This is a genomic window from Streptomyces sp. NPDC026538, from assembly GCF_055567535.1.
The window spans coordinates 490,573-516,844 of record NZ_JBVHQG010000005.1; the positions used below are offsets into that span (position 1 = coordinate 490,573).

A 26,272-nucleotide genomic window follows, 5' to 3' on the forward strand; every position below is an offset into this window, starting at 1 on the left:
TTATCCGGTCCTAACGGGCGAGGTGGCTATGGTAGGGGCTCCACTGGACACCACCAGAGCCGACAGGGGAGGTGCGGCCGCACCCGGGGATCGGGGAGGAGTGCTACGGCGCTTCCTCGGATCGGCGGGCAGGCCGAAATCCGTGAACGACACCGCTGCTGACCCCAGCCACGCCGAAGTGCTCGCCATGGGTGAGGACCGGACCGCGACCTTCTCCACCGACGCGGACGGGCAGGCATGGACTCCGCCCACGTGGGAGGAGATCGTCAGCACGCACAGCGGCCGCGTCTACCGCCTGGCCTACCGCCTCACCGGCAACCAGCACGACGCCGAGGACCTCACCCAGGAGGTCTTCGTCCGCGTCTTCCGCTCTCTGTCGACCTACTCGCCGGGCACCTTCGAGGGCTGGCTGCACCGCATCACGACCAACCTGTTCCTCGACATGGTCCGGCGCAAGCAGCGCATCCGCTTCGACGCCCTCGGCGATGACGCGGCCGAGCGCCTGCCCAGTCGCGAGCCCACCCCGTCCCAGGCCTTCAACGACGCGCACTTCGACGCCGACGTGCAGCAGGCCCTGGACACCCTCGCGCCCGAGTTCCGCGCCGCCGTCGTCCTGTGCGACATCGAGGGTCTGTCGTACGAGGAGATCGCCGCGACCCTCGGCGTCAAGCTCGGCACGGTCCGCTCCCGGATCCACCGCGGCCGTTCCCAGCTGCGCAAGGCCCTCGCGCACCGCTCCCCGGAAGCCCGCAAGGCCGAGCGCCGCTCCTTCGTGCCCCGTGTTCCCGCACTGGGAGGAGGGGGCGCGTCCGCGTGAGTGGTTCACGACCGAAACCCGCCGAGCGTCAGCTCGCCGAGCAGCATCTGGGAGACCGACTCTCCGCCCTGGTGGACGGAGAGCTCGGCCATGAGTCGCGCGATCGTGTCCTGGCCCACCTGGCGACCTGTGCCAGGTGCAAGGCGGAGGCCGACGCCCAGCGCGCGCTGAAGAACGTCTTCGCGGAGGCCGCCCCGCCCCCGCCCTCCGAGAGCTTCCTGGCCCGCCTCCAGGGGCTGCCCGGGGGTGGTGACACCGGCGGTTCGCCGTTCGGCGGGGGAGACCCCTCGGGACGCCGCTCCGACAGCGGGGTCTTCGGCATGAGCCAGGACGACCGCTTCGAGTTCGGCTACGTCCCGGCCCACCCGCACGACTCGGCCGTGGCCGCCGGCCGGGGCTTCCGTATCCACCCCGTCGGCCGCCCGGACGCCGACCGCTCCGCCTCGCGCGGCATGCGGTTCGCGTTCGTCGCCGCCGGCGCGGTCTCGCTGGCCGCCGTCGCCCTCGGCGGGGTCACCGCCGGCCTGCCCGGCTCCCCGGCCGCCGACGCCCGCAGCGGCACCGGCGGCAGTGTCGCCCCGGCCGGTACGGCGGGCGCGGGCACCGCGGGCGCCGCCGACGCGCAGCGCCGCCGCTCGCTCTCCCCGCTGCTGTCCTCCGGCACCCTGCTCGGCAGCGCCACGACCGCGGCTCCCACCTCGGTCTCCGCGCCGCTGCTGCCCGGGGTGCCCTCCCCGGCCGCCGGCGAGAAGGCGCTGCGTGAGCTGACCGCACCGGTGCTGGCCGGCGCGGCCGCCGTCTCCCCGCTGATACGGCCGCTGACCGCCAACCCGCCGTTCGCCCTCACCTCGTGGACCAGTACGCCCGAGGCGACCGGCCCCGCCCTGCTCGCCGCACCCGTCCCCGACACGACCTCCGCTCCCTCCCCGTCCCCCCGCCCGGCCCGCTGACCGTCTGCCGGGCGGCCCTGCGGTGACCCGCGACCCTGGTGGAATCCCGTGCGCAGGCTGTGCCCGTGGCGGCTGTGATCGGACAGGAACTGACAGAAACGTCACAGCCGGGACCGCGCGTGTGCCCCGACTAGGCAAACAACCCGGAAAACCGGTCGTACACACGCGGTCGGACACCTCGGGACGGTACCGGTCGGACAGGTACGCCGGGTACCGTGGACCCGGCCCGGACCACGGAACACCCGCAACAGCGACCGGAGGGCCGAGGACCGAGGACATCGCAAGGAGCTTCAGGTGTTCAATGACATAGGACCACTCGAGCTGGTGACCATCGTCGTGCTCGCCGTGCTCGTCTTCGGTCCCGACAAGCTCCCGAAGGTCATCCAGGACGTGATGCGGACCATCCGCAAGATCCGGGAGTTCTCGGAGAGCGCCAAGGCGGACATCCGCGAGGAGCTCGGTCCGGAGTTCAAGGACTTCGAGTTCGAGGACCTCAACCCCAAGAATTTCGTCCGCAAGCACCTGGACAGCGACGAGCTGGGGCTGAAGGAGATCCGCAACGGCTTCGACCTGAAGAAGGAGATGGCCGAGGTCACGGACGCGGTGCACAGCCGCGAGGCCGATTCCTCCCCTTCCACGGGTACGGGTTCCGCGGGCGGCCGCATCGACATGACCAAGAAGCCCGAGGACCCCGGCCAGGACGACCGTCCGCCGTTCGACGCGGACGCCACCTGAGCCGTACCGGACACTTGGGCCTGAGCGAGGTACGTGACGCGTTTCATACCGCGTCTGCGCCGCTCACGGCTTGATCCCGCCGCCCGCGCGACCCACGCGCCGGGCGGTTTCGCTGCTGGTCCCAGCGGGGTGGATATGCTGCCGAGTTGTTGTGCGGACCGGACGAGTGCGCCCGAAGGGGGGCGGGCCGCCCCGGACCGACGAGAGCTAGGAGGCGTCCGGGCAGATGGAGACGACAAGTCGGGTGGGCGAACATACGCCGGTCGCGGAGAACGGACAGCAGGTCCCCTCCGCCCGTCGCACGGTCGGCGGCTACCTGGAGGCGCCCTTCCCCTGGTACGGCCTCGACGAGGCGTTCACAGGGCCGCGCTGGCTGATGCAGGTGGGTACGGCGGCAGACGGTGCGGTGGAGCACGGGTCGATCGGGCACGGCGACGAGCCGTCGGTGCGGAACGAGCATCTGGCCGCGTCCGTCGGTGAGCCGAGAGAGAAGTTCGCGGTGGTCGTGACCGTCGCGGCGAGTCCGTCCCGGCGGAGCGCCGACGGGACGGGGCTGCTGGAGGCCACGTCGGTCTCGTCGGCCGCGTGGCTGGCGGGGGTAGGGCTGCTGTCCTTCACCTGGCCGGGGCAGATGGACCACAGCCTGCGGGACGACTGGCTGGAGCAGCAGACCGAGACGGCGTGGGAGCTGGCCGACGAGCTGAACGGACCGGAGTGGTCCACGCTCTCGCTGCCGGTGGACGGGGTGGCCACGCCGTTCCACTACCGGGAGTCGGAGTTCGGGTGGGTGCTCGCCGGGTCCACGTCGCAGGGGGTGCATGTGGGGGCGTACGGCCGGGGGATGTCCGCGTACGGGCTGGGGTTCGCGATGATCAAGGACATCGCCGCGTACGCGTGAGAGACATCGCCGCGTACGCGTGAGAAAAGAACATCGCCGCCTACGCGTGAGAAAAGGGGCGCCGGTGGTTCGTGGCGCCCCTTCGCCGTAGGGGTTGCGGCGCGTGTGCGACCGCGGGTGCGGTGTGGCCGATCGCGCCCACGCCGCGGAACCGCACAGTGAAACAGCCCCGCGCCCCCGAAGGGGCGCGGAGCCCTGGGTCTCTCAGAACTTGTTGCGCGGGGTGATACCCAGGGACAGGCCCGAGAGGCCTCGCTGCCTGCCTCCCAGCTTGCCTGCGATGCCGCGCAGCGCCGCGCCCGCCGGGCTGTCGGGGTCGGTCAGGACCACCGGCTTGCCCTCGTCGCCGCCCTCGCGGAGGCGGACGTCGATCGGGATGTTGCCGAGGACCGGGACGTTCGTACCCGTCGTGCGGGTGAGGCCGTCGGCGACCACCTGGCCGCCGCCCGTGCCGAAGACGTCGACCATCTCGCCGCAGTGCGGGCAGGGCAGGCCGGACATGTTCTCGACCACGCCGACGATCTTCTGGTGGGTCTGGACCGCGATGGAGCCGGCCCGCTCGGCGACCTCCGCCGCCGCCTGCTGAGGCGTCGTCACGACGAGGATCTCGGCGTTCGGGACCAGCTGGGCGACCGAGATGGCGATGTCACCCGTGCCGGGCGGGAGGTCGAGCAGCAGGACGTCGAGGTCGCCCCAGTAGACGTCCGCGAGGAACTGCTGGAGGGCGCGGTGCAGCATCGGGCCGCGCCAGACCACCGGGGCGTTGCCCGGGGTGAACATGCCGATCGAGATGACCTTCACGCCGTGCGCCGACGGCGGCATGATCATGTTCTCGACCTGGGTGGGGCGGCCGTCCGCGCCCAGCATGCGGGGGACCGAGTGGCCGTAGATGTCGGCGTCGACGACACCGACCTTGAGACCGTCGGCGGCCATCGCGGCGGCGAGGTTGACCGTGACCGAGGACTTGCCGACACCGCCCTTGCCGGAGGCGACCGCGTAGACCCGCGTGAGGCTGCCCGGCTTGGCGAAGGGCACCTCGCGCTCGGTCTGGCCGCCGCGCAGCGCGGACGCCAGCTCCTTGCGCTGCTCGTCGCTCATCACGTCCAGGGTGACGTCGACGCGGGTGACACCGTCGACCCGGGAGACCGCCTCGGTGACCCGCTGGGTGATCGTGTCCCGCATGGGGCATCCGGAGACCGTCAGGTACACGGTGACCGCGACCGCGCCGTCCTCCCCGATCTCCACCGATTTGACCATCCCCAGTTCGGTGATGGGTCGGTTGATCTCCGGGTCGTTCACCGTCGCCAATGCCTCGCGCACCGCGTCTTCGCTAGCCATACACACGATGGTACGGCGACGCGCAGGGCGTCTATAACGCCCCTCACCGGTCGTCTACGTCACGCCTCGCCGACCGTTCTGCCGGGAATACGCCGTGGCCGTCCCGTCGCTCCTCCATGTCCTTGAGCAGGTCCTGCAGCTCGGAACGGATCCAGTCCCGGGTCGCCACCTCGCCCAGGCCCATGCGCAGCGCGGCGATCTCCCGGGTCAGGTACTCGGTGTCGGCGATGGAACGCTCGTTCTGCTTGCGGTCCTGTTCGAGGTTGACCCGGTCGCGGTCGTCCTGCCTGTTCTGCGCGAGCAGGATCAGCGGGGCCGCGTAGGAGGCCTGGAGGGACAGGACCAGGGTCAGGAAGATGAACGGGTACTGGTCGAAGCGGAACTTGCCGGGCGCCGAGATGTTCCACAGCACCCAGACGATGATCACGAACGTCATCCAGACGATGAACCGCCCGGTGCCCAGAAAACGCGCGATGCGCTCGGAGAGCCGGCCGAAGGCCTCCGGGTCCCACTCGGGCAGGAGCCGGCGGCGCGGCGGGCGCGGCTGGTCCAGACGGGGTCCACGCGGCCGGGTGGCGGCGGTGGCGCCGGACGGTGTCCGCTCCCGGCCGCCCTCGCGTTCAGGCGTCACGGCTCCCCACCTCCTTGTCCTGCTCCTCCTCGTCCAGGTGGAACTCGGTCTCCCGCCAGTCCTCGGGCAGCATGTGGTCCAGGACGTCGTCGACGGTGACCGCGCCCAGCAGCGACCCGGTCTCGTCCACCACGGGCGCCGCGACCATGTCGTACGTGGCGAAGAACCCGGCGATGATCGGCAGCGTGGCCTCGGGGTCGAGCGGTTGCAGGTCGTCGTCGAGGAGCGAACTGACCAGGGTGTACGGGGGGTCGCGCAGCAGGCGCTGGAAGTGGACGGTGCCCAGGTACTTGCCGGTCGGAGTCTCGTCGGGCGGGCGGCAGACGTAGACCTGGGCGGCGAGGGCCGGTGACAGGTCGGGGTTGCGGACCCGGGCGAGGGCGTCGGCGACGGTGGAGTCGGGCCGCACCACGATCGGCTCGGTCGTCATCAGACCGCCGGCGGTGTGCTCCTCGTACGACATCAGCCGCCGCATCTCGGCCGCGTCCGCCGGCTGCATCAGGCTCAGCAGCCGCTCCTTGTCCTCCTCAGGGAGCTCGGCGAGCAGGTCGGCCGCGTCGTCCGGGTCCATGGCCTCCAGGACGTCCGCCGCCCGCTCCTCCTTCAGCTTGCCGAGGATCTCGATCTGGTCGTCCTCGGGGAGCTCTTCGAGGACGTCGGCGAGGCGGTCGTCGTCCAGCGCGGCGGCCACCTCGGCGCGGCGCTTGGCGGAGAGGTGGTGCAGCACGTTGGCGAGGTCGGCGGGGTGCAGTTGCTCGAAGGTGGCGAGCAGGCTCTCGGCGCCCTGGCCGTGCTCCTCCAGCGAGAAGCCGGTGACCTGCGACCAGTCGACGGTGAGCGACTCGCCCCTGGTCCTCCGGAAGGTGCCGGTGCGGCCCTTGCGGACGAAGACGCGGTCGACCTCCCACTCCCGGCGGGCCTGCCGCTGCTGTGCGCCCAGGTCCAGGACGGTGACCTCCTCGCCGGTCTCGACCAGCTGGACGCGGCGGTCGAGGAGTTCACCGAAGACCAGGCGCTCGGTGGGCCGCTGCTCGAAGCGGCGGACGTTGAGCACGCCGGTGCTGATGACCTGGCCGGACTCGATGCTCGTCACCCGGTTCATGGGCAGGAAGATGCGGCGTCGGGTGGACAGTTCGACGACCAGGCCGAGCAGCCGTGGCGGTTTGCGGCCGACGCGCAGCATGACGACGAGGTCCCTGACGCGTCCCACCTGGTCGCCGTTGGGATCGAAGACGGCGATACCGGCGAGGTGCGAGACGAAGATCCGGGGAGCGCCGGCTGCCATGGCTTCGCTTCCTTTTTCTGCCGAAGTACCGCTTGGTGACTTTCCTGTCCTTTTCGCCTGCTCGGTGGGGTTCAGGCTAGCCCGTACCGATCGGATACGCCCTGGTGGGCGGTCCGGACGGACTGGCTCCGCCGGGCGGGTGGGGCACCGGTACGCTGCGGTACGCCGTGCCGGACCCGTCAGAAAGGTGGCCCCGTCCGTGACCGCGATTGCTCCGGGCCGTAGCCGTACTCGCCGCGCCGCACTGGTGACCGCGATGTGCGCGCTGGCCCTCCTCACGGCGTGCAGTGAGGATCCGGACGCGGGCACCAACGGGGTGGGCAAGCTGGCCCCGGACGTCATCCAGTCGAAGACCCGTGCGGCGGCGACGTCGGTGGCGACGGTCCGGATGGCGGGGACCGTGGTCACGAGCGGGCGTACCTACCAGCTGGACATGCGCCTGAACGCGGACGGCGGGACCGGGTCGGTCACGTCGAAGGGCTCGACCTTCCACCTGCTCCGGGTGGGCGCGACGCTGTACCTGCAGGCCGACGCGGACTTCTGGAACCATGCCGACGGGAGCGACACGAGTGCGGCCGGCACCCTCGACGGCAAGTACGTGAAGGTTCCGCAGGGCGACCCTTCGTACAAGAAGTTCAGCGGCTTCACGGACAAGGACCTCCTCCTGTCGGGCCTGCTGACCCTGCACGGTTCCCTCTCGACCGACGGCCACCACGAACAGTCGGGCACCCCCACCATCCGCATCGCCGGCGACGGCGGCTCCGGCGGCACGTTGGACGTCTCGCTGAAGGGCAAGCCGTATCCGCTGCGCCTGGAGCGCGCCGGCGGCGCCGGCACCCTCACCTTCACGGACTGGGGCAGGTCCTTCAGCGTCACCGAGCCGAAAAAGGGCGAGACGGTCGACTACGGCAAGCAACTGCCCACGTCGTAGGGGGCACCGGGGCGGCGGACGCGCGCGGCCGGCGAGCCGCTGGAAGGCGATTCCGCCGGTACCGGATTCCGTCGCGACGGCGCTCAGCCCCGCCGTCGACGCTCGGCGATGCCGGGCTCGACTCGTGATGGTGGTGGCGGTGGTGCCGGGCTCGGCTCGTGTCGGTGGTGGCGGGTGGTGGCGGGTGGTGCCGGGCTCGGCCCGTGATGGTGGTGGCCGGGGGGCCGGGCTCGGCCCGTGTCGGTGGTGGCCGGGGGGCCGGACTCGGTCCGGGTCGGGCTACTTGGGCTTTCTGCGCCTTGCGAGGAGCTTCGGCAGGCCCGCCGGGATCGGGTGCCGGGTGGTCGCCGGGGACGGCGCCGGAGCCGCCGCCAGGCTTCCCGTCGGCAGCGGTGTCGTCGCTCCCGTCGGGCACAGGCGCAGCACCCGGCACTCCCTCGCCCAGCGGTCCGTCATGGCCTCGCCGTCGGGTGCGTTGAGGCGCTTGCCCTTCAGCTCCGCCACCGCCGCGTCCCACTCGGGGGAGCCGGCGGACAGCTCCGTCACCGTCGCCGTCCAGGTCACCAGCCGGCCGCCCTTGTCCTTGCTGCGAACGGTCACCTCGGCCGACCCCCCGTCGGCCAGCCCGGTCAGCGGCTGCTCGCTCCCGTCACCGACCAGGCACACGCCCCCGTCGGCCCAGGCGTGCCACACCGCACGAGCGGCCGGCGCCCCGGCGCCCCGGACCCAGATGAGGCCGGACTTCTTCGTGGCCTCCTCGACGAGGGCCTGGCCGAGCAGCTCGCTTGTCATGCGCTCAGCCTAGAGCCAGCCGTTGCGCTTCAGGGTGCGGTGGATGCCGAGGCAGATGCAGACCGTGATGCCCATGATCACCGGGTAGCCGTACTTCCAGTGCAGCTCCGGCATGTACTTGAAGTTCATGCCGTACACACCGCACACCATCGTCGGTACGGCGATGATCGCGGCCCATGCCGTGATCTTCCGCATGTCCTCGTTCTGCGCCACGGACGCCTGCGCGAGGTTGGCCTGGAGGATGGAGTTGAGGAGTTCGTCGAAGCCGACGACCTGCTCCTGGACGCGGGCGAGGTGGTCGGCGACGTCCCGGAAGTACTTCTGGATGTCGGGGTCGACCAGCCGCATCGGGCGCTCACTGAGCAGCTGCATGGGACGCAGCAGCGGCGACACCGCGCGCTTGAACTCCAGTACCTCGCGCTTCAGTTGGTAGATGCGCGCGGAGTCCACACCACGCGAGACCCCGCCCTTGCGGCCGGGCGAGAAGACCTCGGTCTCCACCTCGTCGATGTCGTCCTGCACGGCGTCGGCGACCGCGACATAGCCGTCGACGACATGGTCGGCGATGGCGTGCAGCACGGCCGAGGGACCCTTGGCGAGCAGCTCGGGGTCGTCCTGGAGCCGGTGCCGCAGCGCCCGCAGCGAGCCCTGCCCGCCGTGCCGGACGGTGATGAAGAAGTCCCGGCCGGTGAAGCACATCACCTCGCCGGTCTCCACGACCTCGCTGTTGGCGGTGAGCTGGTCGTGCTCGACGTAGTGGATGGTCTTGAAGACGGTGAAGAGGGAGTCGTCGTAGCGCTCGAGCTTGGGGCGCTGGTGGGCCTGTACGGCGTCCTCCACCGCCAGCGGGTGCAGCCCGAACTCGCCCGCGATACCGGCGAATTCGGCCTCGGTCGGCTCGTGCAGGCCGATCCACACGAACCCGCCGTCCCGGCGCACCTGGCGCATCGCCTCCTGCGGCGTCAGCGGCTTGGGCGTCTCCACGCGGGCACCGTTGCGGTAGACGGCGCAGTCGACGACGGCCGAGGGCGTACCGGGGTCGCGGGTGGTGTCGTAGGGGCCGGTCTCGGCACGCAGGGTCTTGCGCAGGGAGGGGCGGGTCGGGCGGACCACGGCACGGAGGTCGCGGATCATCGACATGGGCAGGCTCCTTCGCGACAGGCAGCGGAAGACCGCGGCGAACGGGTGGAACTACCCGGAATGGGGACGTCCTGACTGCGGATGTTTGGCACGTCCACAAAGCGGGGAGCACCGCACCGTTGCGGTGGCGACTTCGCTACTGATTCGGATCGGACGAACGGATCCAGACAGATCCGGAACGGACCGGCCAGAGGGATCAGGCAAGCGAAAACAAAGTGCTCTTCCGAACGACAACGCGAACGTGAAGGCGGCAGCCGACCAGGAGACGAAATCAGCGGGCGGAAGAGCGAGTGGTACTGCACGGGTGACTTCGATCCATGACAGCCCCACCTCCTCCAGCCGGTCCCTCGTAAGGGAGTCCTCATGGCGTCGGGGTCTGACCGCGACGCTCTGCGTGCTGCCCCGAACCACCGCGGTCAGAGTAGCAGTAGCCCCCAGTGTCAAGGCGCTGCTTTGCCCGGTACTGACGAGTTCTATGCTCACGACATGGCTGATGTTCTTCCTCTGGTCGAGGCCCGGTTGACCACCGCACTGGGCGAACCGGACGCGCGCGCGGCGGTCACCTTCCTCGGCACGGACCGCGTCGAAGTGCTCCGGTTCCAGGAGGATCTCCAGGGCGAGAAGGTCCTGCGCTACGCGACGCTCGGCATGTCGGCGCACCCCATGACCGACCCCACCGCGACGCTCGCGGACCCCGTCAAGGGGCCCCGCGCCGAACTGATCCTGTCGGTCCGCGCCGGGCTCGCCGAGACCGACAAGGTGCTCCGCGCACTGGCCGTCCTGGCCGCGTCTCCGCAGGTGGAGGGGTTGATCGTGGCGCCGGGCGCGTCGCTGGACGTCGGCGAGCCGCTGTGGCCCGGCGCTCCCTTCACCTCGGTCCTGGTCGGCGAGCCGGGCGGCCTCGTCGAGGATCTGGCGCTGGACGAGCCGCTCGATCCCGTACGGTTCCTGCCGCTGCTGCCGATGACCCCGAATGAGGCGGCCTGGAAACGCGTGCACGGCGCACAGGCCCTTCAGGAGCGCTGGCTGGCCAACGGGACGGACCTCCGGGATCCGCACCGCAGGTCCGTCCCGCTGGACTGATGCACGAGGGTGAGCAAGCTCACCAAGGGCCATTCCGAATCAGTCAGTTGGCGAAGACGGTGACGCCGTCCTCCGTGGCGTGCGACGGCGCCAGCTCCGCCACCTCGTGCGCGAGCGCGTTCCGTCGTACGAGAACCACCACCGCGCCCAGCACGGCGGTGACCGCCGCCACCACGAACGGGATGTGGATGTCGGTCCACTCCTCGATCTTCGGCGCGAAGTAGGGGGCGGCCGCGGCGGCGAACCAGCGGACGAAGTTGTAGCCCGCGCTCGCCACCGGGCGTGGCGCGTCCGACACGCCGAGGGCCAGTTCGGTGTAGACGGTGTTGTTCACGCCGATGAACGCGCCGGACAGGATCGTGCAGACGATCGCGGCGACGTGGCTGCCGTAGCCGAGCACGACGACGTCCACGGCGAGCAGCACGAGTGAGCCGCCCAGCACCTTCAGCGAGCCGAACCGCCGCTGCATGCGCGGGGCCACCACCACCGAGAAGAGCGCGAGCAGCACGCCCCAGGCGAAGAACACGGCACCCGAGCGGTACGGAGTCATGTCCAGCACGAACGGGGTGAAGGCCAGCACGGTGAAGAACGTGTAGTTGTAGAAGAACGCCGAGGCGGCGACGGAGGCCAGGCCGCCGTGGCCGAGCGCCCGGATCGGGTCGAGGACCGAGGTCCTGCGGGCGGGCCTGGGCTGCTCCTTCAGGAACGCGGTGATGCACAGGAAGCCGACCGCCATCAGGGTGGCCGTGCCGAAGAAGGGATAGCGCCAGCTGATGTTGCCGAGCACCGCGCCCAGCAGCGGGCCGCACGCCATGCCGAGGCCGAGCGCGGACTCGTAGAGCAGGATCGCCGCCGCGCTGCCGCCGGCCGCCGCGCCCACGATGACGGCGAGCGCCGTCGAGACGAACAGGGCGTTGCCGAGGCCCCAGCCGGCCCGGAAGCCGACGAGCTGGCCGACGGTGTCCGACGTGCCGGCGAGGCCCGCGAAGACGACCACGAACGCGAGGCCGAGCAGCAGGGTCTTGCGGCCGCCGATCCGGCTGGAGACGAAGCCGGTGAGCAGCATCGCCACGGCGGTGATCAGGAAGTACGAGGTGAAGAGCAGGGATACCTGGCTGGTCGTGGCGTCCAGGCCCTTGGCTATGGAGGGCAGGATCGGGTCGACGAGTCCGATGCCCATGAAGGCGACGACGGACGCGCCGGCCGTCGCCCACACGGCCTTCGGCTGTCGCAGGAGGGTGCCCGCCCCCGCGTCGAACGGTTCTGCTGACTCTGCCATGCGCTTCCTCCGCAGCTCTGGTCTGCTCACGCCGATTTGGTTGGTGTATACACATAGTAAGTTAGGGTGGCTAATTAATGCAAGATGCATCTAACTCCATCCGGTGACCGGTTCCGCCCGGACGGGTGATCGTCCTTGACGTGGGGGATTCCGGGTAGGACCGTGGGGCCCTATGAGGGGCGAACCCAGTTGCCCGAAGTGCGGTGGCCGGGTCAGGGCTCCCGGCCTCTTCGCCGACACCTGGCAGTGCGAGGTGCACGGGACCGTGCATCCGGTACAGCCCGTGATCCCGCCCAGCGTCGAGGCCCTCGATGTCGTGGTGCACCGCACCCAGGTGCCGGTGTGGATGCCCTGGCCGCTGCCGGTCGGCTGGCTGTTCACAGGTGTGGCCTGCGCCGGTGACGACCGCAGCGGTGGGCGCGCGACCGCCGTCGCCTGCTCCGGACCCGCGCCGCTCGGCGGCGTAGGGGAGATGATCCTGGTCGCCGAGGAGCTGGGGGTCGGCCTCGGCGCCCGGTACGCGGGCATCGACGGACCGGATCCCGGGCCCTCGATGGACGTGGAGAAGCCGCCGCAGGCGAAGGTGCTCGCCGCCGGCCGGCCGGCGCCGCTGTGGCATGTACCGGGAGCGCCGGACGACAGAGCCGTCTTCGCGGGCGAGGCCCGGGGGATGTGGCTCTGGGCGGTGGTGTGGCCCGAGCAGACCGGATTGCTGATGTACGACGAGCTGGTGCTCACGGATCTGCGGGACGCGGGCGCGGAGGTGGACCTGGTGCCCTGCGGAGCGTTGTCGCCGCGCCTGCTGGAGCCCTAGTGCGTGCGAGCAGGGGCTGCCTGTGACCTGCCTGTACGGGGCGCCCCCGGCTTTCGGGTGTGACAGGGCATCCGCTCCCGGCCGCTATCCTTGACGCGTCCCTTCCGTCCCGTCCCGCCTGGAGTCCGCGTCGTGCGTATCGATCTGCACTGCCACTCCACCGCGTCCGACGGTACGGACAGCCCGGCCGAGCTGGTGCGGAACGCCGCCGCTGCCGGTCTCGACGTCGTCGCGCTGACCGACCACGACACCACCCGGGGCCATGCCGAGGCCGTCGCCGCGCTGCCCGAGGGTCTCACCCTGGTCACCGGGGCCGAGCTGTCCTGCCGTATCGACGGCGTCTCCATGCACATGCTGGCCTACCTCTTCGACCCTGAGGAGCCCGAGCTGCTCGCCGAGCGCGAGCTGGTCCGCGACGACCGGGTGCCGCGCGCCCAGGGCATGGTCGCCAAGCTGAACGGGCTGGGCGTGCCGGTCACCTGGGAGCAGGTGCGGCGGATCGCCGGCGACGGTTCCGTGGGGCGGCCGCATGTCGCCTCCGCGCTGGTCGAGCTGGGTGTCGTACCGACCGTGAGCGACGCGTTCACGAAGGAGTGGCTGGCCGACGGCGGGCGGGCCTTCGTGGAGAAGCACGAGACCGACCCCTTCGCGGTGATCCGGCTGGTCAAGCAGGCCGGCGGGGTGTGCGTGTTCGCGCATCCGGCGGCCGCCGAGCGCGGGCGTACGGTGCCCGAGTCGGCGATCGCCGAGCTGGCCGCGGCCGGCCTCGACGGTATCGAGGTCGACCACATGGACCACGACGCCGACACCCGGGCCCGGCTGCGCGGGCTGGCCGCGGAGCTGGGGCTGCTGGTCACCGGGTCCTCGGACTACCACGGCAGCCGCAAGACGGTGGCGCTGGGCGAGTACACGACCGACCCCGAGGTGTACGGGGAGATCACGCGCCGTGCCACCGGCGCGTTCCCCGTCCCGGGGACCGGCGGACGCTGAGGCTCACCCCCGTTCCCGAATTCCCCGCGCGGAGAGTCGGGCCCGCCCTCTCCCGGGCCGGGCTCGCGGCGCGTGGTGACTCCCATCGCCCTGCGGCACAACCGCCCGCAGCGCCGACCTAGGCACAAGGCTCACGCATGTTCGACGTCGCCGTCTTCGGCTCCCTCTTCCTGACCCTGTTCGTCATCATGGATCCCCCTGGGATCACCCCGATCTTCCTCGCCCTCACCTCCGGCCGGCCCGGCAAGGTCCAGCGGCGGATGGCCTTCCAGGCCGTCTGCGTGGCGGGCGGGGTGATCACCGTCTTCGGGCTCCTGGGCCACCAGATCCTCGACTACCTGCATGTCTCCGTACCAGCGCTGATGATCGCGGGCGGGCTGCTGCTCCTGCTGATCGCCCTCGACCTGCTCACCGGCAAGAACGACGAGCCGAAGCAGACCAAGGACGTCAACGTGGCGCTGGTGCCCCTGGGCATGCCGCTGCTGGCGGGGCCCGGCGCGATCGTGTCGGTGATCCTCGCCGTGCAGAAGGCGGACAGCGTCTCCGCCCAGGTGTCCGTGTGGGCCGCGATCCTGGCCATCCATGTCGTGCTGTGGCTGGTGATGCGGTACTCGCTGCTGATCATCCGGGTCATCAAGGACGGTGGCGTGGTGCTGGTGACGCGGCTCGCGGGCATGATGCTCTCCGCGATCGCGGTGCAGCAGATCATCAACGGCGTCACCCAGGTGATCAAGGGCGCGTAGCCGGGCGGCCGGACAGACGCGGAACCCCCGCACGGCCTCGTGCCGTGCGGGGGTTCCGAAGACTCTGCGGTGCTCCGCGCGTTGTTGTGTCTCGTGGTGTGTCGTCTGTCGTGGCTCGGGTCTCGTATCCCTTACGAGGCCTGGTTCTCGTCTCTTACGAAGCCTGGTTCTCGGCCGGTCGGATCCACAGTCGCTGCCCGATGGCGGCGGCCTGCTGGACGATCCTGTTGACGGAGGCGGCGTCCACGACGGTGCAGTCCACGGTGGTGCCGTCGACTTCGTCCAGTCGCCTGATTTCGAAGCGCATCTGCCTCTCCCTTCGTCTTGTGTTCCTCTGAGTCAACGGCTTGCGTGTTACAAACATTCCCTTGGCTAAAGAAAATTTTCGAACGCCTAATTACCGACCGGTAAGAGTCGTCCGGGAGACTGACCGGGACCGGTTGTGTTCGCAGCGTGACCGCCGGGACAATGGAGGCGATGAACGACGACCTCGCCGCCCTCCAGGCCCGCATCGATCGCACGAACGAGCTGCTCACCCGCATGCTCGCCGAAGTGGCGAAGACCCCTTCGACCCACGCGATCTTCGTCGACGCGGGCTACCTCTACGCGGCCACGGGCCGGCTCGTCGCAGGGACGGAGGACCGCCGCGCCTTCGACCTCGACGCCGAGGGCCTGATCGAGGCGCTCATCGACAAGGCACGCCAGATCTTCGCGGACAGCCGGCTGCTGCGCGTCTACTGGTACGACGGCGCCCGCCGCCGCATCCACACCGCCGAGCAGCAGACCATCGCCGAACTGCCCGACGTCAAGGTCCGGCTCGGCAACCTCAACGCCAACAACCAGCAGAAGGGCGTCGACTCCCTGATCCGTACGGACCTCGAGTCACTCGCCCGGCACCGCGCCATCAGCGACGCGGCCCTGCTCGGCGGCGACGAGGACCTGGTCTCCGCGGTCGAGGCGGCCCAGGGCTACGGCGCCCGTGTCCACCTCTGGGGCATCGAGGCGCCCGAGGGCCGTAACCAGGCCGAGCCGCTGCTCTGGGAGGTCGACAGCCAACGCACCCTCGACCTCGAGTTCTTCAAGCCGTACGTCGCCCGGCGCACCGCCCACGCCTACGAGGCCGGCGGCACCAGACCCAGCCGGGAGGACGTCCGTTTCGTCGGCGCGCAGATCGCCGCGAAGTGGCTGTCCTCGCGGGGCAGTGAGGCGCTCGTCGAGCTGCTGCCCGGCCATCCCTACCTGCCGGGCCCCGTCGACCAGGACCTCCTCGTCGAGGCCGAGGCCCTGCTCCAGTACTCGCTGCGCGGCCAGGCCGACCTGCGTCGAGCCCTCCGGGACGGCTTCTGGGAGCACCTTCAGACGCAGTACTAGCCGTTCGCGACCAGGGCCCGTCCGGCGGGCCAGGCCACAGGAAACCAGCGGTGCCACGCCCTCGCGTCGGCGGCGTGATCCGCACCCCGTGCCTGCGGCATGCGGCGTGATCCGCACCCCGCGTCCGCGGATGATCCGGCGCACGCGCCCTAGCCGATCGCGCCGTCCCAGAAGGCGGCGATCGCCTCGGCGGTGGGGGCCGGCCGGTCGGTGTTGGGGGAGTGCTCGGCACCCGCGATGACCGTCCGGTGCGCGCGCAGCCGTAGCGCCATCTCGTCCAACAGCGGCACCGGCCAGGTGTCGTCCCGCGCCCCCGACAGCACGTGGAACGGCAGCGGTACGGCGGCGAGTGCGTCGACGCGGTCCGGCTCGGTGCACAACTGACGTCCGGCTGCCAGGAGTTGGGCCGGCTTGTTGCCCAGCCAGCGGCGCCGCAGATCCTCCTGGTCCTCCCGGTGGGCCTGATCCTCCGAGTCGCCCTCGACCAACTCCTCCGGCGCCTCCATGGCCTGCATGGCCTCCCACACCTCGGCCATCGGCAGCACCGCGAGCGCGTCCCGCAGCAGCTTCACCCGCTGCTGCTGGGGAACGGAGATCTGCGCCGGGCCCGAGGACATCAACGTCAGCGAGCGGAACGGCGTGTGGTCGAGGAGCACGGCCGCGCGCGCGATCTGACCGCCGAGGGAGTGCCCCAGCAGATGCACGGGCCGGCCGTCGCCGACCGCGGCCGCCTGCGCGAGCACGTCCCGCGCCAACTCCTCCTGGGCGTAAGCCGATTCGTCGTGCTCCGGGCCGTCCGACTCGAACTGCCCACGGCCGTCCACCGCGACGGTCCGGTACCCGCGCGCGCCCAGCGCCTCGTGCAGCGGGTTGAAGTCCTCCTTGCTGCCGGTGAACCCGGGCAGCAGCAGCGCGGTCCCCTTGGACTCGGTCCCGGCGGCCGGGGGGGCGTCGATGACGGCGAACTCACCTCGCGCGGTGGCGAGCGCGTACGCGCGCGCACCGACGGGCGGGACAAAGGTACGAGGCCTGCTCATGGGGAGAGGTTATCCGTCGCACCGCGACGCCCCGGAAGCCGGCGGATGAATCCCGCGGCGACGGTAGGCGGTGGGCGGCGGAGGCGGGCGATGGGCGGAGGTGGGCGGCGAGCGGTAGGCGGTGGAGTCGGGCGGTAGGTGGTGGAGTCGGACGGCGGACGGGAGGCGGGCGGTAGGCGGTGGAGGTGGGCGGCGGACGATAGACGGTGGAGGTGGGCGGCGGACGATAGACGGTGGAGGTGGGCGGCGGAACTCAGGCGGCAGACGTTATGCGTCAGACGGCGGCAGGCGGGAGGCGGGACGCGGCCTGCGGCCTGCGGCAGGCGGTGGAGGCGGGCGGGCGCCTGGCGGTGGAGGCGGGCGGGGGACCCGGGCCGGGAACGCCGAACGGCCCGGTCCACACAGGGTGGGCCGGGCCGTTCGGTGAGGTGCTCAGGCCTCGGGAGCCGCCGCGGCGGCCTTCCGGGTCCGGCGGGCCTTCGGCTTCGCCTCCGCGTCGGCCGCGTCGGCGGTGCCGACCGCCTCGACGGACTCGGCCGCCTTCCGGGTGGTACGACGCCTCGGCTTGACCTCAGGCTCCCCGCTGGCCTGCGCCGGAATCTCCGCACCGGCGGCAGCGGCCGTCTTGCGGGTCCGGCGGGGCTTGACCTCGGCGCCTTCGACGGTGTCGACGGCGGCCTCGGCGGCCTTCCGGGTCCGGCGCGGCTTGGCCTCGGCGACCTCGGCGAACTGCGCGGTCTCCGGGGCGGCGGCTGCCGTCTTGCGGGTCCGGCGGGGCTTGGCCTCGGTGGCCTCGGCCGTGTCCACCGCCGTCTGGGCGGCGGCCGCGGTCTTGCGGGTGCGGCGCGGCTTGGCCTCGGCGACCTCGGCGGTCTCCGTGGCGGCGACCGACTCGGTGGCGGCGGCCGTCTTCCGGGTCCGGCGCGGCTTGGCCTCGGTTGCCTCGGCCGTGTCGACGGCCGCTTCGGCGGCGGCTGCCGTCTTGCGGGTCCGGCGCGGCTTGGCGACCTCCGTCTCCGTCGCGGCCTCGGCCTCGGCCGTCGCCGGAGCGGCGGCAGCGGCCTTGCGGGTGCGGCGGGGCTTGGCCTCGACGGCCTCGGCGGTGTCGACGGCCGCTTCGGCGGCGGCTGCCGTCTTGCGGGTCCGGCGCGGCTTGGCCTCGGTTGCCTCGGCCGTGTCCACCGCCGTCTGGGCGGCGGCCGCGGTCTTGCGGGTGCGACGCGGCTTGGCCTCGGCGACCTCGGCGACCTCGGGCTCGGGCGCGGTCACCACGGCCTCGGCCGGCTCAGCGGCCTTGCGGGTGCGGCGGCGGACCGGTGTCACCGGGGCCTCGACGGCCTGGATGGTCTCGGCGGTCTCCTGCGGAGCCTCCGTGACCTCGGCCGGCGTCACCGTGGCCTCCGCGGACTTGCGGGTCCGACGGCGACGCGGCTTCTCCGGCGCGACGGTCTCCACCACGGCCTCGACGGTCTCCACGACCGCCTCGGGCGTCACGGTCTCCGGGGCGGCGGCCGCCACCGGCTCCGGCGACGCCCCGCCGCGCGTACGGCGACGACGGCGCGGGGTGCGGGAACCCGCGGGCTCCGACGCCGTGACGGACTCGGCGGCGGGGGACGCGGACTCGGCGACCGGCGCCGAGGACGTCGTACCGGATGCCGGGTCCAGCGCCGAACCGGCGCGGGTGCGACGGCGGCGGCGCGGGGTGCGGGCCGAACGCTCGCGCTCCTCGGAGCGCGGCGCGCCCCGGTCGCGACGGTCGTCCCGGCCACCGCGACCCCGGCCACCACGGCCGCCGGTCTCGCCCAGGTCCTCCAGCTCCTCCGCCTCGAGCCCGGCCCGGGTGCGCTCGGAACGCGGCAGGACACCCTTGGTGCCGGCCGGGATCTTGAGCTCCTCGAAGAAGTGCGGGGAGGTCGAGTAGGTCTCCACCGGTTCGGGGAAGCCCAGCTCCAGCGCCTTGTTGATGAGCTGCCAGCGCGGGATGTCGTCCCAGTCGACGAAGGTGATCGCCGTACCCTTCGCGCCCGCGCGGCCCGTACGGCCGATGCGGTGCAGATACGTCTTCTCGTCCTCGGGGGACTGGTAGTTGATGACGTGGGTGACGCCCTCGACGTCGATGCCGCGCGCGGCCACGTCGGTGCAGACGAGGACGTCCACCTTGCCGTTGCGGAAGGCACGCAGCGCCTGCTCGCGAGCGCCCTGGCCGAGGTCGCCGTGGACCGCGCCGGAGGCGAACCCGCGGTGCTGGAGCTGCTCGGCGATGTCGGCGGCCGTGCGCTTGGTCCGGCAGAAGATCATCGCCAGTCCGCGGCCGTCGGCCTGCAGTATGCGGGCGATCATCTCCGGCTTGTCCATGGAGTGCGCGCGGTAGACGAACTGCTTGGTGTTCGCGACGGTCGCGCCCGTGTCGTCCGGCGCGGTGGCGCGGATGTGCGTGGGCTGCGACATGTAGCGGCGGGCGAGACCGATGACCGCACCCGGCATGGTCGCCGAGAACAGCATGGTCTGGCGCCTGGCCGGGAGCATGTTGATGATCTTCTCGACGTCGGGCAGGAAGCCCAGGTCGAGCATCTCGTCGGCCTCGTCCAGGACGAGCGACTTGATGTGCTTCAGGTTCAGCTTCTTCTGGCCCGCGAGGTCCAGGAGCCGGCCCGGGGTGCCGACGACGACGTCGACGCCCTTCTTCAGGGCCTCGACCTGCGGCTCGTAGGCCCGGCCGCCGTAGATGGCGACCACGCGTACGTTACGGACCTTGCCGGCCGTCAGCAGGTCGTTGGTGACCTGGGTGCAGAGCTCGCGCGTCGGGACGACGACGAGCGCCTGCGGGGCGTCGGTGAGGGCCTCGGGGGCGGCGCGTCCGGCCTCCACGTCGGCGGGGACGGTCACGCGCTCCAGGAGCGGCAGACCGAAACCGAGGGTCTTGCCGGTGCCGGTCTTGGCCTGGCCGATGACGTCGGTGCCGGACAGGGCGACCGGGAGCGTCATCTCCTGGATGGGGAAGGGGTTGATGATGCCGACGGCTTCCAGGGCCTCGGCGGTCTCGGGAAGGATCCCGAGTTCTCGAAACGTCGTAGTCAGGGTGCTGCCTCTTCTGTGTGTCGCGGTCCGAGGCGAGCGCGGGGGTCTTTGACGGACCGTGCCGGGGGACGTCGGCTGCCTTACGGCCGCCGTGTGGGGCACGCCGTATGACACGGGACCTCTACCAACGCTCTAGCGCTCGTACCGCTGAGGTGTCCCTCCGGTCGTCGTACGCGATGTGCCGTACGCGCCGGGAGGGCTGTCGGGTCGGAGCCGATCGGGCCACCGACCGGGCATCCTCATACGTGCGGCCTGTCGAGGTACGTCCGAATACGACGGCGTACCAGCAGGCGCATTACCACCATACCCCGGAATCGTGCACATGCGATGGCCGATTCGGTCACGTCGTGGTAGTCACAGCGGTTGACCAGCGGCTTCTCGGTTACTTGTCCGGGACTTCTCGGGGCTTCCCCGAGAAGTCCGGGGCCTTCCCCGGGGCTTCCCGGGGGCCGCGGGCGGGCTATTGTGCGCTTCATGACGAGCTCTGACAAGCCTGAGACCGCCTCCGCCGAACCGACCGGTGTCGCCGCCCAGGACTGGGCGCAGGCGGCCGCCGACCCGCAGTACCGTGCCGCGGTCGTGGACCTGCTCGGCGCCCTCGCGTACGGCGAGCTCGCGGCGTTCGAGCGCCTCGCGGAGGACGCCAAGCTGGCGCCCTCGCTGGTGGACAAGGCCGAGCTGGCGAAGATGGCGTCGGCCGAGTTCCAGCACTTCGAGCGGCTGCGGAACCGGCTGACGGAGATCGGCGAGGACGCGACGCAGGCGATGGAGCCGTTCGTCGCGGCCCTCGACGGCTTCCACCGGCAGACGGCGCCGTCGGACTGGCTGGAAGGCCTCGTCAAGGCGTACGTCGGCGACTCGATCGCCAGCGACTTCTACCGGGAGGTCGCGGCCCGGCTGGACATGGACACGCGCGAGCTGGTGCTTGCCGTGCTCGACGACACCGGGCATGCCGGATTCGCCGTGGACAGGGTGCGGGCGGCCATCGACGCCGACCCTCGTGTGGGGGGCCGGCTGGCGCTGTGGGCGCGGCGGCTGATGGGCGAGGCGCTGTCGCAGTCCCAGCGGGTGGTCGCCGACCGGGACGCGCTGTCGACCATGCTGGTGGGCGGGGTGGCCGACGGGTTCGACCTCGCCGAGGTGGGGCGGATGTTCTCGCGGATCACCGAGGCGCACACGAAGCGGATGGCCGCGCTGGGCTTGGCCGCCTAGCGCTCTGTGCGCCTGGGGGAACCAGGGGGAGTTGCGCGGCTGCGGGTGCGTGGTGGCTGGTCGCGCGGTTCCCCGCCCCCTTCCGGGGCGCTTCGGCTCGGGGCGCTTGCAGGTCTTCGGCGTCTGAACGTCCTCGGCGGCGCTCGGCGTTACGCCGGGATCGATCGTCGGCGCAGGTGGCGGCCCGCCGGGCGGAGCAGCAGCGAGAGGGAGGCCGCCGCGACGATCGCGGCACCCAGAAGGCTCACCAGGACCGTGTCGGGGCCGAGCGCGCTGTGGGTGACGAAGTCGCCGAAGAGAGCTCCCGCGACACCCGTGGAGAACACCAGGGGGCGGGCCGGAAGACGGTGGGAAAGGCGGCTGGCCGCAGCCCACGAAAGGGCCAGGCCGAGCAGTGCGGATCCTAGGGCTTCCAGCAGCATCACGAGGGGTCCCTCCCACGGTCGGCCGGTGCTTCACGGTCGTAGGCCGTCATACCCGTGACCTGCGGAATGCAATCCTCCTCTGTGGGTGACTTGTGGACCGGATGTGGAAAGCGGACACGACGGAGGGGCCCGTCGGACAGACGTCCGACGGGCCCCTCCGTGCTGCTGTGGCTAGACCGCGCTGAAGCCCACCTTGCGCACCGTCGGCTCGCCGAGCTCGATGTACGCCAGGCGGTCCGTCGGGACCAGCACCTTGCGGCCGCGCTCGTCCTCCAGGGACAGCACCTGCGACTTGCCGGCCAGCGCGTCGGCGACGAGGCGCTCGACCTCCTCGGCGTTGAGACCGCTCTCCAGCACGATCTCGCGGGGCGCGTGCTGCACGCCGATCTTGACCTCCACGGCTATGTCCCTCCGACGGTCAGTTAAGTGCGCGACCTTCCGCGCCGTACGCTGCACACATTAGCCCGGTAAGGGGACGTACACGCTGCGGGCGTGCACGCCAGGAGCGAACAGCGAACGGGAATTTCGTGCCGACAGGCCCGTGACGCCTCAGTGGTGGTCGGTGCCGTGCAGCGGGAAGCCGGCGATGCCCCGCCAGGCCAGCGAGGCCAGCAACTGCACCGCCTGGTCGCGCGGGACGCTGCGGTCGCTGTGCAGCCAGGAGCGCGCCACCACCTGGGCGAGGCCGCCGAGGCCGGAGGCCAGCAGCATCGACTCGGCGCGCGAGAGGCCGGTGTCCTCGGCGATCACGTCGCAGATCGCCTCGGCGCACTCGGTGGTGACCTTGTCGACGCGCTCGCGCACCGCGGGCTCGTTCGTCAGGTCGGACTCGAAGACGAGGCGGAAGGCGCCACCGTCGTCCTCGACGTACGCGAAGTACGCGTCCATGGTCGCCCGGACGCGCTGCTTGTTGTCGGTCGTCGACGCGAGCGCGCCCCGGACCGCCTGGATCAGGGCGTCGCAGTGCTGGTCCAGCAGGGCCAGGTAGAGGTCGAGCTTGCCCGGGAAGTGCTGGTACAGCACCGGCTTGCTGACACCGGCGCGTTCGGCGATGTCGTCCATCGCGGCCGCGTGATACCCCTGCGCGACGAAAACTTCCTGGGCGGCGCCCAGCAACTGGTTCCGACGGGCACGGCGCGGCAGGCGCGTGCCCCGCGGGCGCGCCGCCTCTGTCTGCTCGATGGCTGTCACGCCGCCTCCCAAAATCGTCCACATGCGGATTACGCCGCCCGGCCATCGTACTTTTCGGTAACCGTGCCGTGCGCGGTGCGAGCGCAGAATTTCACGTACCGGACGACGGCGAAAGCCGCACCGGGAAACGCGGACAGGCCAGACGGACCCGCCGGAGCCTTCGCGGTCAGCGGTAGTCCTCCTCGTCGAGGGAGACCACGCGCGCCTGTTCGATGAGATCGGCCTCGTTCGCGCGGTCCTCGTCCACGCCGGTGAGCGCGTCGTCACGGGACGGCGCGACGTCCGTATGCTGCTCGGCTGCATCGCCCTCGGGGGCCTCGACGTCGATCTCCGGGGCGTCCTCCGCCTCCAGCCGCAGATCGTCGAGCATGTCGGGGTCGGTGGGGTCATAGGCCATCGTGGGCTCCCTTCCATCGAATGTCCCTGGCAGAAGCAGGGGGCCATAAACGGGTGCCCTCTTTATGAGCCTAGGAGACACCGGTTGCGGACGCTATGCCGTCGACGGCCGTTCTATGCCGTCGACAGCCGTCCGCCCCTGATGCTGTCGACCGTCGGCCATACGGCCTCACCGACGACTAGCCGAAGCTTGTCGACGAGTTGTCGACGAGTTGTCGGCGGCCTGTCGCCCGACGGACCGATGGCCGGTCCGTGGATCGTCGGCGGTCGGGCGTCGGGCGTCGGGCGTTCGGGCGTCGGGCGTCGGGCGTTCGCGCCGTCCGCGGCCGGGCGCCGGAGGACCGTGCGTGGTGTGGCGCGGCGGCTCACCCTTCTTGTGGTCCGGCCGGCCGCCCTGTGGCGCGATGGCTCGCCGGGCGGTTCTGTGATGGCGAACACACGAATCACTGTGTGATCGTCTCGTAACATTGGCCCATGTCTTCGACCGAGCTGCCCTCAGTGCCGCCCACCAGCGTGCTGCCGAAGGCGGCGGCCGTCAGAGTCGCGGAGGGCGAGCGGCTGCGGACGGTCGGGCTGCCCGGCGTCACCCTCACGGTCCGGTCCAGGCCGCCCGCGCGCGCAGGCCTGCCGCCCGCGCTGTACGTCCACGGGCTCGGCGGCTCCTCGCAGAACTGGTCGGACCTGATGCAGCGGCTCGAAGGCGTGGTCGACGGCGAGGCGGTCGACCTGCCGGGCTTCGGCGACTCCCCGCCACCGGACGACGGCGACTACTCCGTCACCGGGCACGCGCGCGCGGTCATCCGCTACCTCGACGCGGTCGGCCGCGGTCCGGTCCACCTCTTCGGCAACTCGCTCGGCGGCGCGGTCAGCACCCGCGTCGCCGCCGTCCGCCCCGACCTGGTCCGCACGCTCACACTCGTCTCACCGGCCCTGCCCGAACTGCGCGTGCAGCGCACGGCCATGCCGACAGTGCTGCTCGGCCTGCCCGGCGTCGCCGGACTGCTCACCCGCGCGACCGGCAGGTGGACCGCCGAACAGCGGGTACGGGGCGTGCTGGCCCTCTGCTACGGCGACCCCGGCCGGGTCACGCCCGAGGCGTTCGAGTACGCGGTGGAGGAGCTGGAACGGCGGCTGCGACTGCCGTACTTCTGGGACGCGATGGCGCGGTCCGCGCGCGGGATCGTCAACGCCTACACCCTGGGCGGTCAGCACGGGCTCTGGCGCCAGGCCGAGCGCGTGCTCGCCCCCACCCTGCTGATCTACGGCGGCCGCGACCAGCTGGTCGGCTACCGCATGGCCCAGAAGGCCGCGCGTAGCTTCCGCCACTCCCGGCTGCTGTCCATGCCGGACGCCGGGCATGTGGCGATGATGGAGTACCCGGCGACGGTGGCCGGGGCTTTCCGTGAACTGCTGGCGGAGATCGACGAGTCGGGCGCCGGTGCGGTCGCGCCGGGCGTGGGGAGCTGAGGGGCGGGTGGGACGTCACAGCCGCCGTGGTCCGGCCCCCAGAGGCGATGCCGCGGACATAACCGGCATAGGTGCGAGCCGGAACAGCGACCCGAGGAAGGGCGAGCGCGAAGGCACCGGGCCGGTACCCCGCCCGACCCAGGGCACGCCTCAGGCAGGGCCCCCGCGCCCACCGGACGGCACGCCGGCTCAAGGGGTTCCGCGGCTGCCGGACGGTACGCCGGTGGGCGGAGCGCCGCGGTTCGCGGACGGTACGCCTGCCCGTGGTTTCCCGCGCCCCGCGAACCGCGCGCCGGCTCAAGGCGGCCCGCGCCCATCGGACGGCACGCCCGCGCGCGGGATGCCTCGGTTCCCGGACGGGACGCCTGCCCACGGTGTGCCCCGGTTGCCGGACGGGACGCCTGCCCACGGTGTGCCCCGGTTGCCGGACGGGACGCCTGCCCACGGTGTGCCCCGGGCCCGTGGCGGTCATCCCCAGCAGCGGGAAGCCGGCGGTGGCTGGGGTGAGGTAGGCGGACAGGCCGGAGCCGCCGCTTCCGGGGCGGCCGGGCCGTCGATACCTCGGCAGCGGCAGGGCGGCCCCGGTGTGCCCCGGCAGGACTACCTCGACGCCTTCGGCGAGGACGCCGACGTCTTCACGCCCCGCCCCGGCGCGGGTACCGGCATCGGAGGCCGGCGCGCGGAAACGTATCCGCCCTCCTCCGGCCCGGCTGCCTCCCTGCTCGACTCCGGCCCGCACACCTCCGCGCTCGCCTCCGAGCCGCTCGGCGGCGCCGGCGATGACGACGCGCCGCCCACCGGCGAACCCGCGCAGCCCAGGGGCGGCAAGGGGCGGGCCCTCACCGGCGTCGCGGCCGCCGCCGTCACCACCGTGCTCGCGGTGATCGTCGCCGGGCAGGTCGCCGACGGCAGTGACAGCGGCGTACGGTCCCAGTCGGCCGCCGGCGACGCACGGGTCACCGACGGTGCCGCCTCGCGCGGCAACGGCCGTACGACACCGTCCGTCTCCGCCTCGCCCCGCGTGGCGACGCTCTCGTACGAGCAGGCGATGGGCAAGAAGTACCCGCTCGGCGCCAGGCTGGCCGGGTCCGGGAAGTTCGACGCCGTGCCCGGGGTCGCCAAGGCACCCGGCAAGGGGCAGAAGTACACCTACCGCGTCGACGTGGAGCAGGGGCTGGGGCTGGACGGCGAACTGTTCGCCGCGGCCGTGCAGAAGACGCTCAACGACGACCGCAGCTGGGCCCACAACGGCGCCCGCACCTTCGAGCGCGTCTACTCCGGCAAGCCCGACTTCGTGATCACCCTTGCCAGCCCGGGCACCACCGCCAAGTGGTGCGCCAAGTCCGGCCTCGACACGACCGAGGACAACGTGTCGTGCGACTCGGCCGCCACCGAACGCGTCATGATCAACGCGTACCGGTGGGCGCAGGGCAGCAAGACGTACGGCGACAAGATCCACGCCTACCGGCAGATGCTGATCAACCACGAGGTCGGCCACCGGCTCGGCTACGGCCATGTGACCTGCGACAAGGACGGCGGTCTTGCGCCGGTCATGCAGCAGCAGACCAAGTTCCTCGACCACGACGGAATCCACTGTCTGCCCAACCCCTGGCCGTACCCCAAGAGTTGACAGGTGGCGCATACATCACATTGACATGGGCAGAAAGTT

The 26,272-nt window shown here is 71.6% G+C and carries 26 protein-coding genes; 13 read left to right on the top strand and 13 right to left on the bottom strand.

Annotated features, from left to right (window positions below):
• Positions 1 to 100 precede the first annotated feature (100 nt).
• The 4 genes from sigE (at position 101) to ACZ4N4_RS22710 (ending at position 3,400) form a co-directional block, all read left to right on the top strand.
• The gene (gene sigE, locus ACZ4N4_RS22695) at positions 101 to 817 is read left to right on the top strand and encodes an RNA polymerase sigma factor SigE (protein WP_467591455.1); all 717 of its coding nucleotides are present in this window, start codon (positions 101 to 103) and stop codon (positions 815 to 817) included.
• The gene (locus ACZ4N4_RS22700; RefSeq protein ID WP_467591458.1) at positions 814 to 1,767 is read left to right on the top strand and encodes an anti-sigma factor family protein; all 954 of its coding nucleotides are present in this window, start codon (positions 814 to 816) and stop codon (positions 1,765 to 1,767) included. The genes sigE and ACZ4N4_RS22700 overlap by 4 nt, the downstream gene beginning before the upstream one ends.
• Positions 1,768 to 2,061: 294 nt before the next feature.
• Positions 2,062 to 2,502 carry a sec-independent translocase gene (locus tag ACZ4N4_RS22705; RefSeq protein ID WP_450754911.1) on the top strand — a complete coding sequence of 147 codons (441 nt, stop codon included), beginning with the start codon at positions 2,062 to 2,064 and terminating at the stop codon, positions 2,500 to 2,502.
• A gap of 226 nt (positions 2,503 to 2,728) precedes the next feature.
• A complete protein-coding gene (locus ACZ4N4_RS22710) occupies positions 2,729 to 3,400 on the top strand; it encodes a hypothetical protein (protein WP_453570788.1) in 672 nt (223 codons plus the stop codon).
• A gap of 204 nt (positions 3,401 to 3,604) precedes the next feature.
• Here the strand turns inward: ACZ4N4_RS22710 and ACZ4N4_RS22715 are convergent, their stop codons facing one another.
• The 3 genes from ACZ4N4_RS22715 to ACZ4N4_RS22725 are packed head-to-tail and all read right to left on the bottom strand — an operon-like array spanning position 3,605 to position 6,654.
• Positions 3,605 to 4,738 (bottom strand): Mrp/NBP35 family ATP-binding protein, encoded by a 1,134-nt coding sequence (locus ACZ4N4_RS22715; protein WP_450754915.1) that lies wholly within the window; start codon positions 4,736 to 4,738, stop codon positions 3,605 to 3,607.
• A gap of 43 nt (positions 4,739 to 4,781) precedes the next feature.
• On the bottom strand, positions 4,782 to 5,369 hold the full coding sequence (locus ACZ4N4_RS22720; protein ID WP_453570791.1) for a DUF1003 domain-containing protein: 588 nt from the start codon (positions 5,367 to 5,369) through the stop codon (positions 4,782 to 4,784).
• Positions 5,359 to 6,654 (bottom strand): magnesium transporter MgtE N-terminal domain-containing protein, encoded by a 1,296-nt coding sequence (locus ACZ4N4_RS22725; RefSeq protein WP_453570793.1) that lies wholly within the window; start codon positions 6,652 to 6,654, stop codon positions 5,359 to 5,361. The genes ACZ4N4_RS22720 and ACZ4N4_RS22725 overlap by 11 nt, the downstream gene beginning before the upstream one ends.
• Before the next feature lie 199 nt (positions 6,655 to 6,853).
• On the opposite strand from ACZ4N4_RS22725, the gene ACZ4N4_RS22730 reads away from it, so the two are divergent.
• The gene (locus ACZ4N4_RS22730; protein WP_467591463.1) at positions 6,854 to 7,585 is read left to right on the top strand and encodes a hypothetical protein; all 732 of its coding nucleotides are present in this window, start codon (positions 6,854 to 6,856) and stop codon (positions 7,583 to 7,585) included.
• A 279-nt stretch (positions 7,586 to 7,864) separates the two neighbouring features.
• On the opposite strand, the gene ACZ4N4_RS22735 is transcribed toward ACZ4N4_RS22730, so the two are convergent.
• Together ACZ4N4_RS22735 and ACZ4N4_RS22740 are read right to left on the bottom strand one after the other, a co-directional pair.
• A complete protein-coding gene (locus tag ACZ4N4_RS22735) occupies positions 7,865 to 8,377 on the bottom strand; it encodes a hypothetical protein (protein WP_467591466.1) in 513 nt (170 codons plus the stop codon).
• A 9-nt stretch (positions 8,378 to 8,386) separates the two neighbouring features.
• Positions 8,387 to 9,517 (bottom strand): magnesium and cobalt transport protein CorA, encoded by a 1,131-nt coding sequence (locus ACZ4N4_RS22740; RefSeq protein ID WP_467591469.1) that lies wholly within the window; start codon positions 9,515 to 9,517, stop codon positions 8,387 to 8,389.
• Between the two features lie 486 nt (positions 9,518 to 10,003).
• Here ACZ4N4_RS22740 and ACZ4N4_RS22745 point away from each other — a divergent pair, with 486 nt between their 5' ends.
• On the top strand, positions 10,004 to 10,600 hold the full coding sequence (locus ACZ4N4_RS22745; protein WP_467591472.1) for a suppressor of fused domain protein: 597 nt from the start codon (positions 10,004 to 10,006) through the stop codon (positions 10,598 to 10,600).
• 43 nt (positions 10,601 to 10,643) lie between these two features.
• Here the strand turns inward: ACZ4N4_RS22745 and ACZ4N4_RS22750 are convergent, their stop codons facing one another.
• Positions 10,644 to 11,879, bottom strand: coding sequence for an MFS transporter (locus ACZ4N4_RS22750; RefSeq protein ID WP_467591475.1), 1,236 nt, complete (start codon positions 11,877 to 11,879; stop codon positions 10,644 to 10,646).
• A gap of 172 nt (positions 11,880 to 12,051) precedes the next feature.
• Here ACZ4N4_RS22750 and ACZ4N4_RS22755 point away from each other — a divergent pair, with 172 nt between their 5' ends.
• From ACZ4N4_RS22755 to ACZ4N4_RS22765, 3 genes are all read left to right on the top strand, one after another.
• Positions 12,052 to 12,693: a DUF6758 family protein gene (locus ACZ4N4_RS22755; RefSeq protein WP_450754930.1), complete on the top strand. Its 642-nt coding sequence runs from the start codon at positions 12,052 to 12,054 to the stop codon at positions 12,691 to 12,693.
• A gap of 132 nt (positions 12,694 to 12,825) precedes the next feature.
• Positions 12,826 to 13,683, top strand: coding sequence for a PHP domain-containing protein (locus ACZ4N4_RS22760; protein WP_453570816.1), 858 nt, complete (start codon positions 12,826 to 12,828; stop codon positions 13,681 to 13,683).
• A 137-nt stretch (positions 13,684 to 13,820) separates the two neighbouring features.
• Complete coding sequence (locus ACZ4N4_RS22765) at positions 13,821 to 14,426, top strand: MarC family protein (protein WP_450754934.1); 606 nt, start codon at positions 13,821 to 13,823, stop codon at positions 14,424 to 14,426.
• A gap of 154 nt (positions 14,427 to 14,580) precedes the next feature.
• Here the strand turns inward: ACZ4N4_RS22765 and ACZ4N4_RS22770 are convergent, their stop codons facing one another.
• The gene (locus ACZ4N4_RS22770; protein ID WP_351704745.1) at positions 14,581 to 14,733 is read right to left on the bottom strand and encodes a hypothetical protein; all 153 of its coding nucleotides are present in this window, start codon (positions 14,731 to 14,733) and stop codon (positions 14,581 to 14,583) included.
• A gap of 161 nt (positions 14,734 to 14,894) precedes the next feature.
• Between ACZ4N4_RS22770 and ACZ4N4_RS22775 the strand changes: the two genes are divergently transcribed.
• Entirely contained in the window at positions 14,895 to 15,797 is a 903-nt protein-coding gene (locus ACZ4N4_RS22775; protein ID WP_453571050.1) for an NYN domain-containing protein, read from the top strand.
• Positions 15,798 to 15,946: 149 nt separating this feature from the next.
• On the opposite strand, the gene ACZ4N4_RS22780 is transcribed toward ACZ4N4_RS22775, so the two are convergent.
• Both ACZ4N4_RS22780 and ACZ4N4_RS22785 read right to left on the bottom strand, forming a co-directional pair.
• Positions 15,947 to 16,834 (bottom strand): alpha/beta fold hydrolase, encoded by an 888-nt coding sequence (locus ACZ4N4_RS22780; protein WP_467591480.1) that lies wholly within the window; start codon positions 16,832 to 16,834, stop codon positions 15,947 to 15,949.
• 432 nt (positions 16,835 to 17,266) lie between these two features.
• Positions 17,267 to 19,819: a DEAD/DEAH box helicase gene (locus tag ACZ4N4_RS22785; protein WP_467591484.1), complete on the bottom strand. Its 2,553-nt coding sequence runs from the start codon at positions 19,817 to 19,819 to the stop codon at positions 17,267 to 17,269.
• A gap of 558 nt (positions 19,820 to 20,377) precedes the next feature.
• Here ACZ4N4_RS22785 and ACZ4N4_RS22790 point away from each other — a divergent pair.
• On the top strand, positions 20,378 to 21,124 hold the full coding sequence (locus ACZ4N4_RS22790; protein WP_467591487.1) for a ferritin-like fold-containing protein: 747 nt from the start codon (positions 20,378 to 20,380) through the stop codon (positions 21,122 to 21,124).
• 149 nt (positions 21,125 to 21,273) lie between these two features.
• Here the strand turns inward: ACZ4N4_RS22790 and ACZ4N4_RS22795 are convergent, their stop codons facing one another.
• The 4 genes from ACZ4N4_RS22795 to ACZ4N4_RS22810 form a co-directional block, all read right to left on the bottom strand.
• The gene (locus ACZ4N4_RS22795) at positions 21,274 to 21,546 is read right to left on the bottom strand and encodes a hypothetical protein (protein ID WP_453570824.1); all 273 of its coding nucleotides are present in this window, start codon (positions 21,544 to 21,546) and stop codon (positions 21,274 to 21,276) included.
• A 174-nt stretch (positions 21,547 to 21,720) separates the two neighbouring features.
• Positions 21,721 to 21,948: a DUF3107 domain-containing protein gene (locus tag ACZ4N4_RS22800; protein WP_046730492.1), complete on the bottom strand. Its 228-nt coding sequence runs from the start codon at positions 21,946 to 21,948 to the stop codon at positions 21,721 to 21,723.
• A gap of 150 nt (positions 21,949 to 22,098) precedes the next feature.
• The gene (locus ACZ4N4_RS22805; protein WP_453570826.1) at positions 22,099 to 22,740 is read right to left on the bottom strand and encodes a TetR/AcrR family transcriptional regulator; all 642 of its coding nucleotides are present in this window, start codon (positions 22,738 to 22,740) and stop codon (positions 22,099 to 22,101) included.
• A gap of 166 nt (positions 22,741 to 22,906) precedes the next feature.
• Positions 22,907 to 23,137: a hypothetical protein gene (locus tag ACZ4N4_RS22810; protein WP_450754942.1), complete on the bottom strand. Its 231-nt coding sequence runs from the start codon at positions 23,135 to 23,137 to the stop codon at positions 22,907 to 22,909.
• A gap of 473 nt (positions 23,138 to 23,610) precedes the next feature.
• Here ACZ4N4_RS22810 and ACZ4N4_RS22815 point away from each other — a divergent pair, with 473 nt between their 5' ends.
• Complete coding sequence (locus ACZ4N4_RS22815) at positions 23,611 to 24,603, top strand: alpha/beta fold hydrolase (RefSeq protein WP_467591491.1); 993 nt, start codon at positions 23,611 to 23,613, stop codon at positions 24,601 to 24,603.
• Positions 24,604 to 24,610: 7 nt separating this feature from the next.
• Positions 24,611 to 26,233, top strand: coding sequence for a DUF3152 domain-containing protein (locus ACZ4N4_RS22820; protein ID WP_467591494.1), 1,623 nt, complete (start codon positions 24,611 to 24,613; stop codon positions 26,231 to 26,233).
• Positions 26,234 to 26,272: the final 39 nt, after the last annotated feature.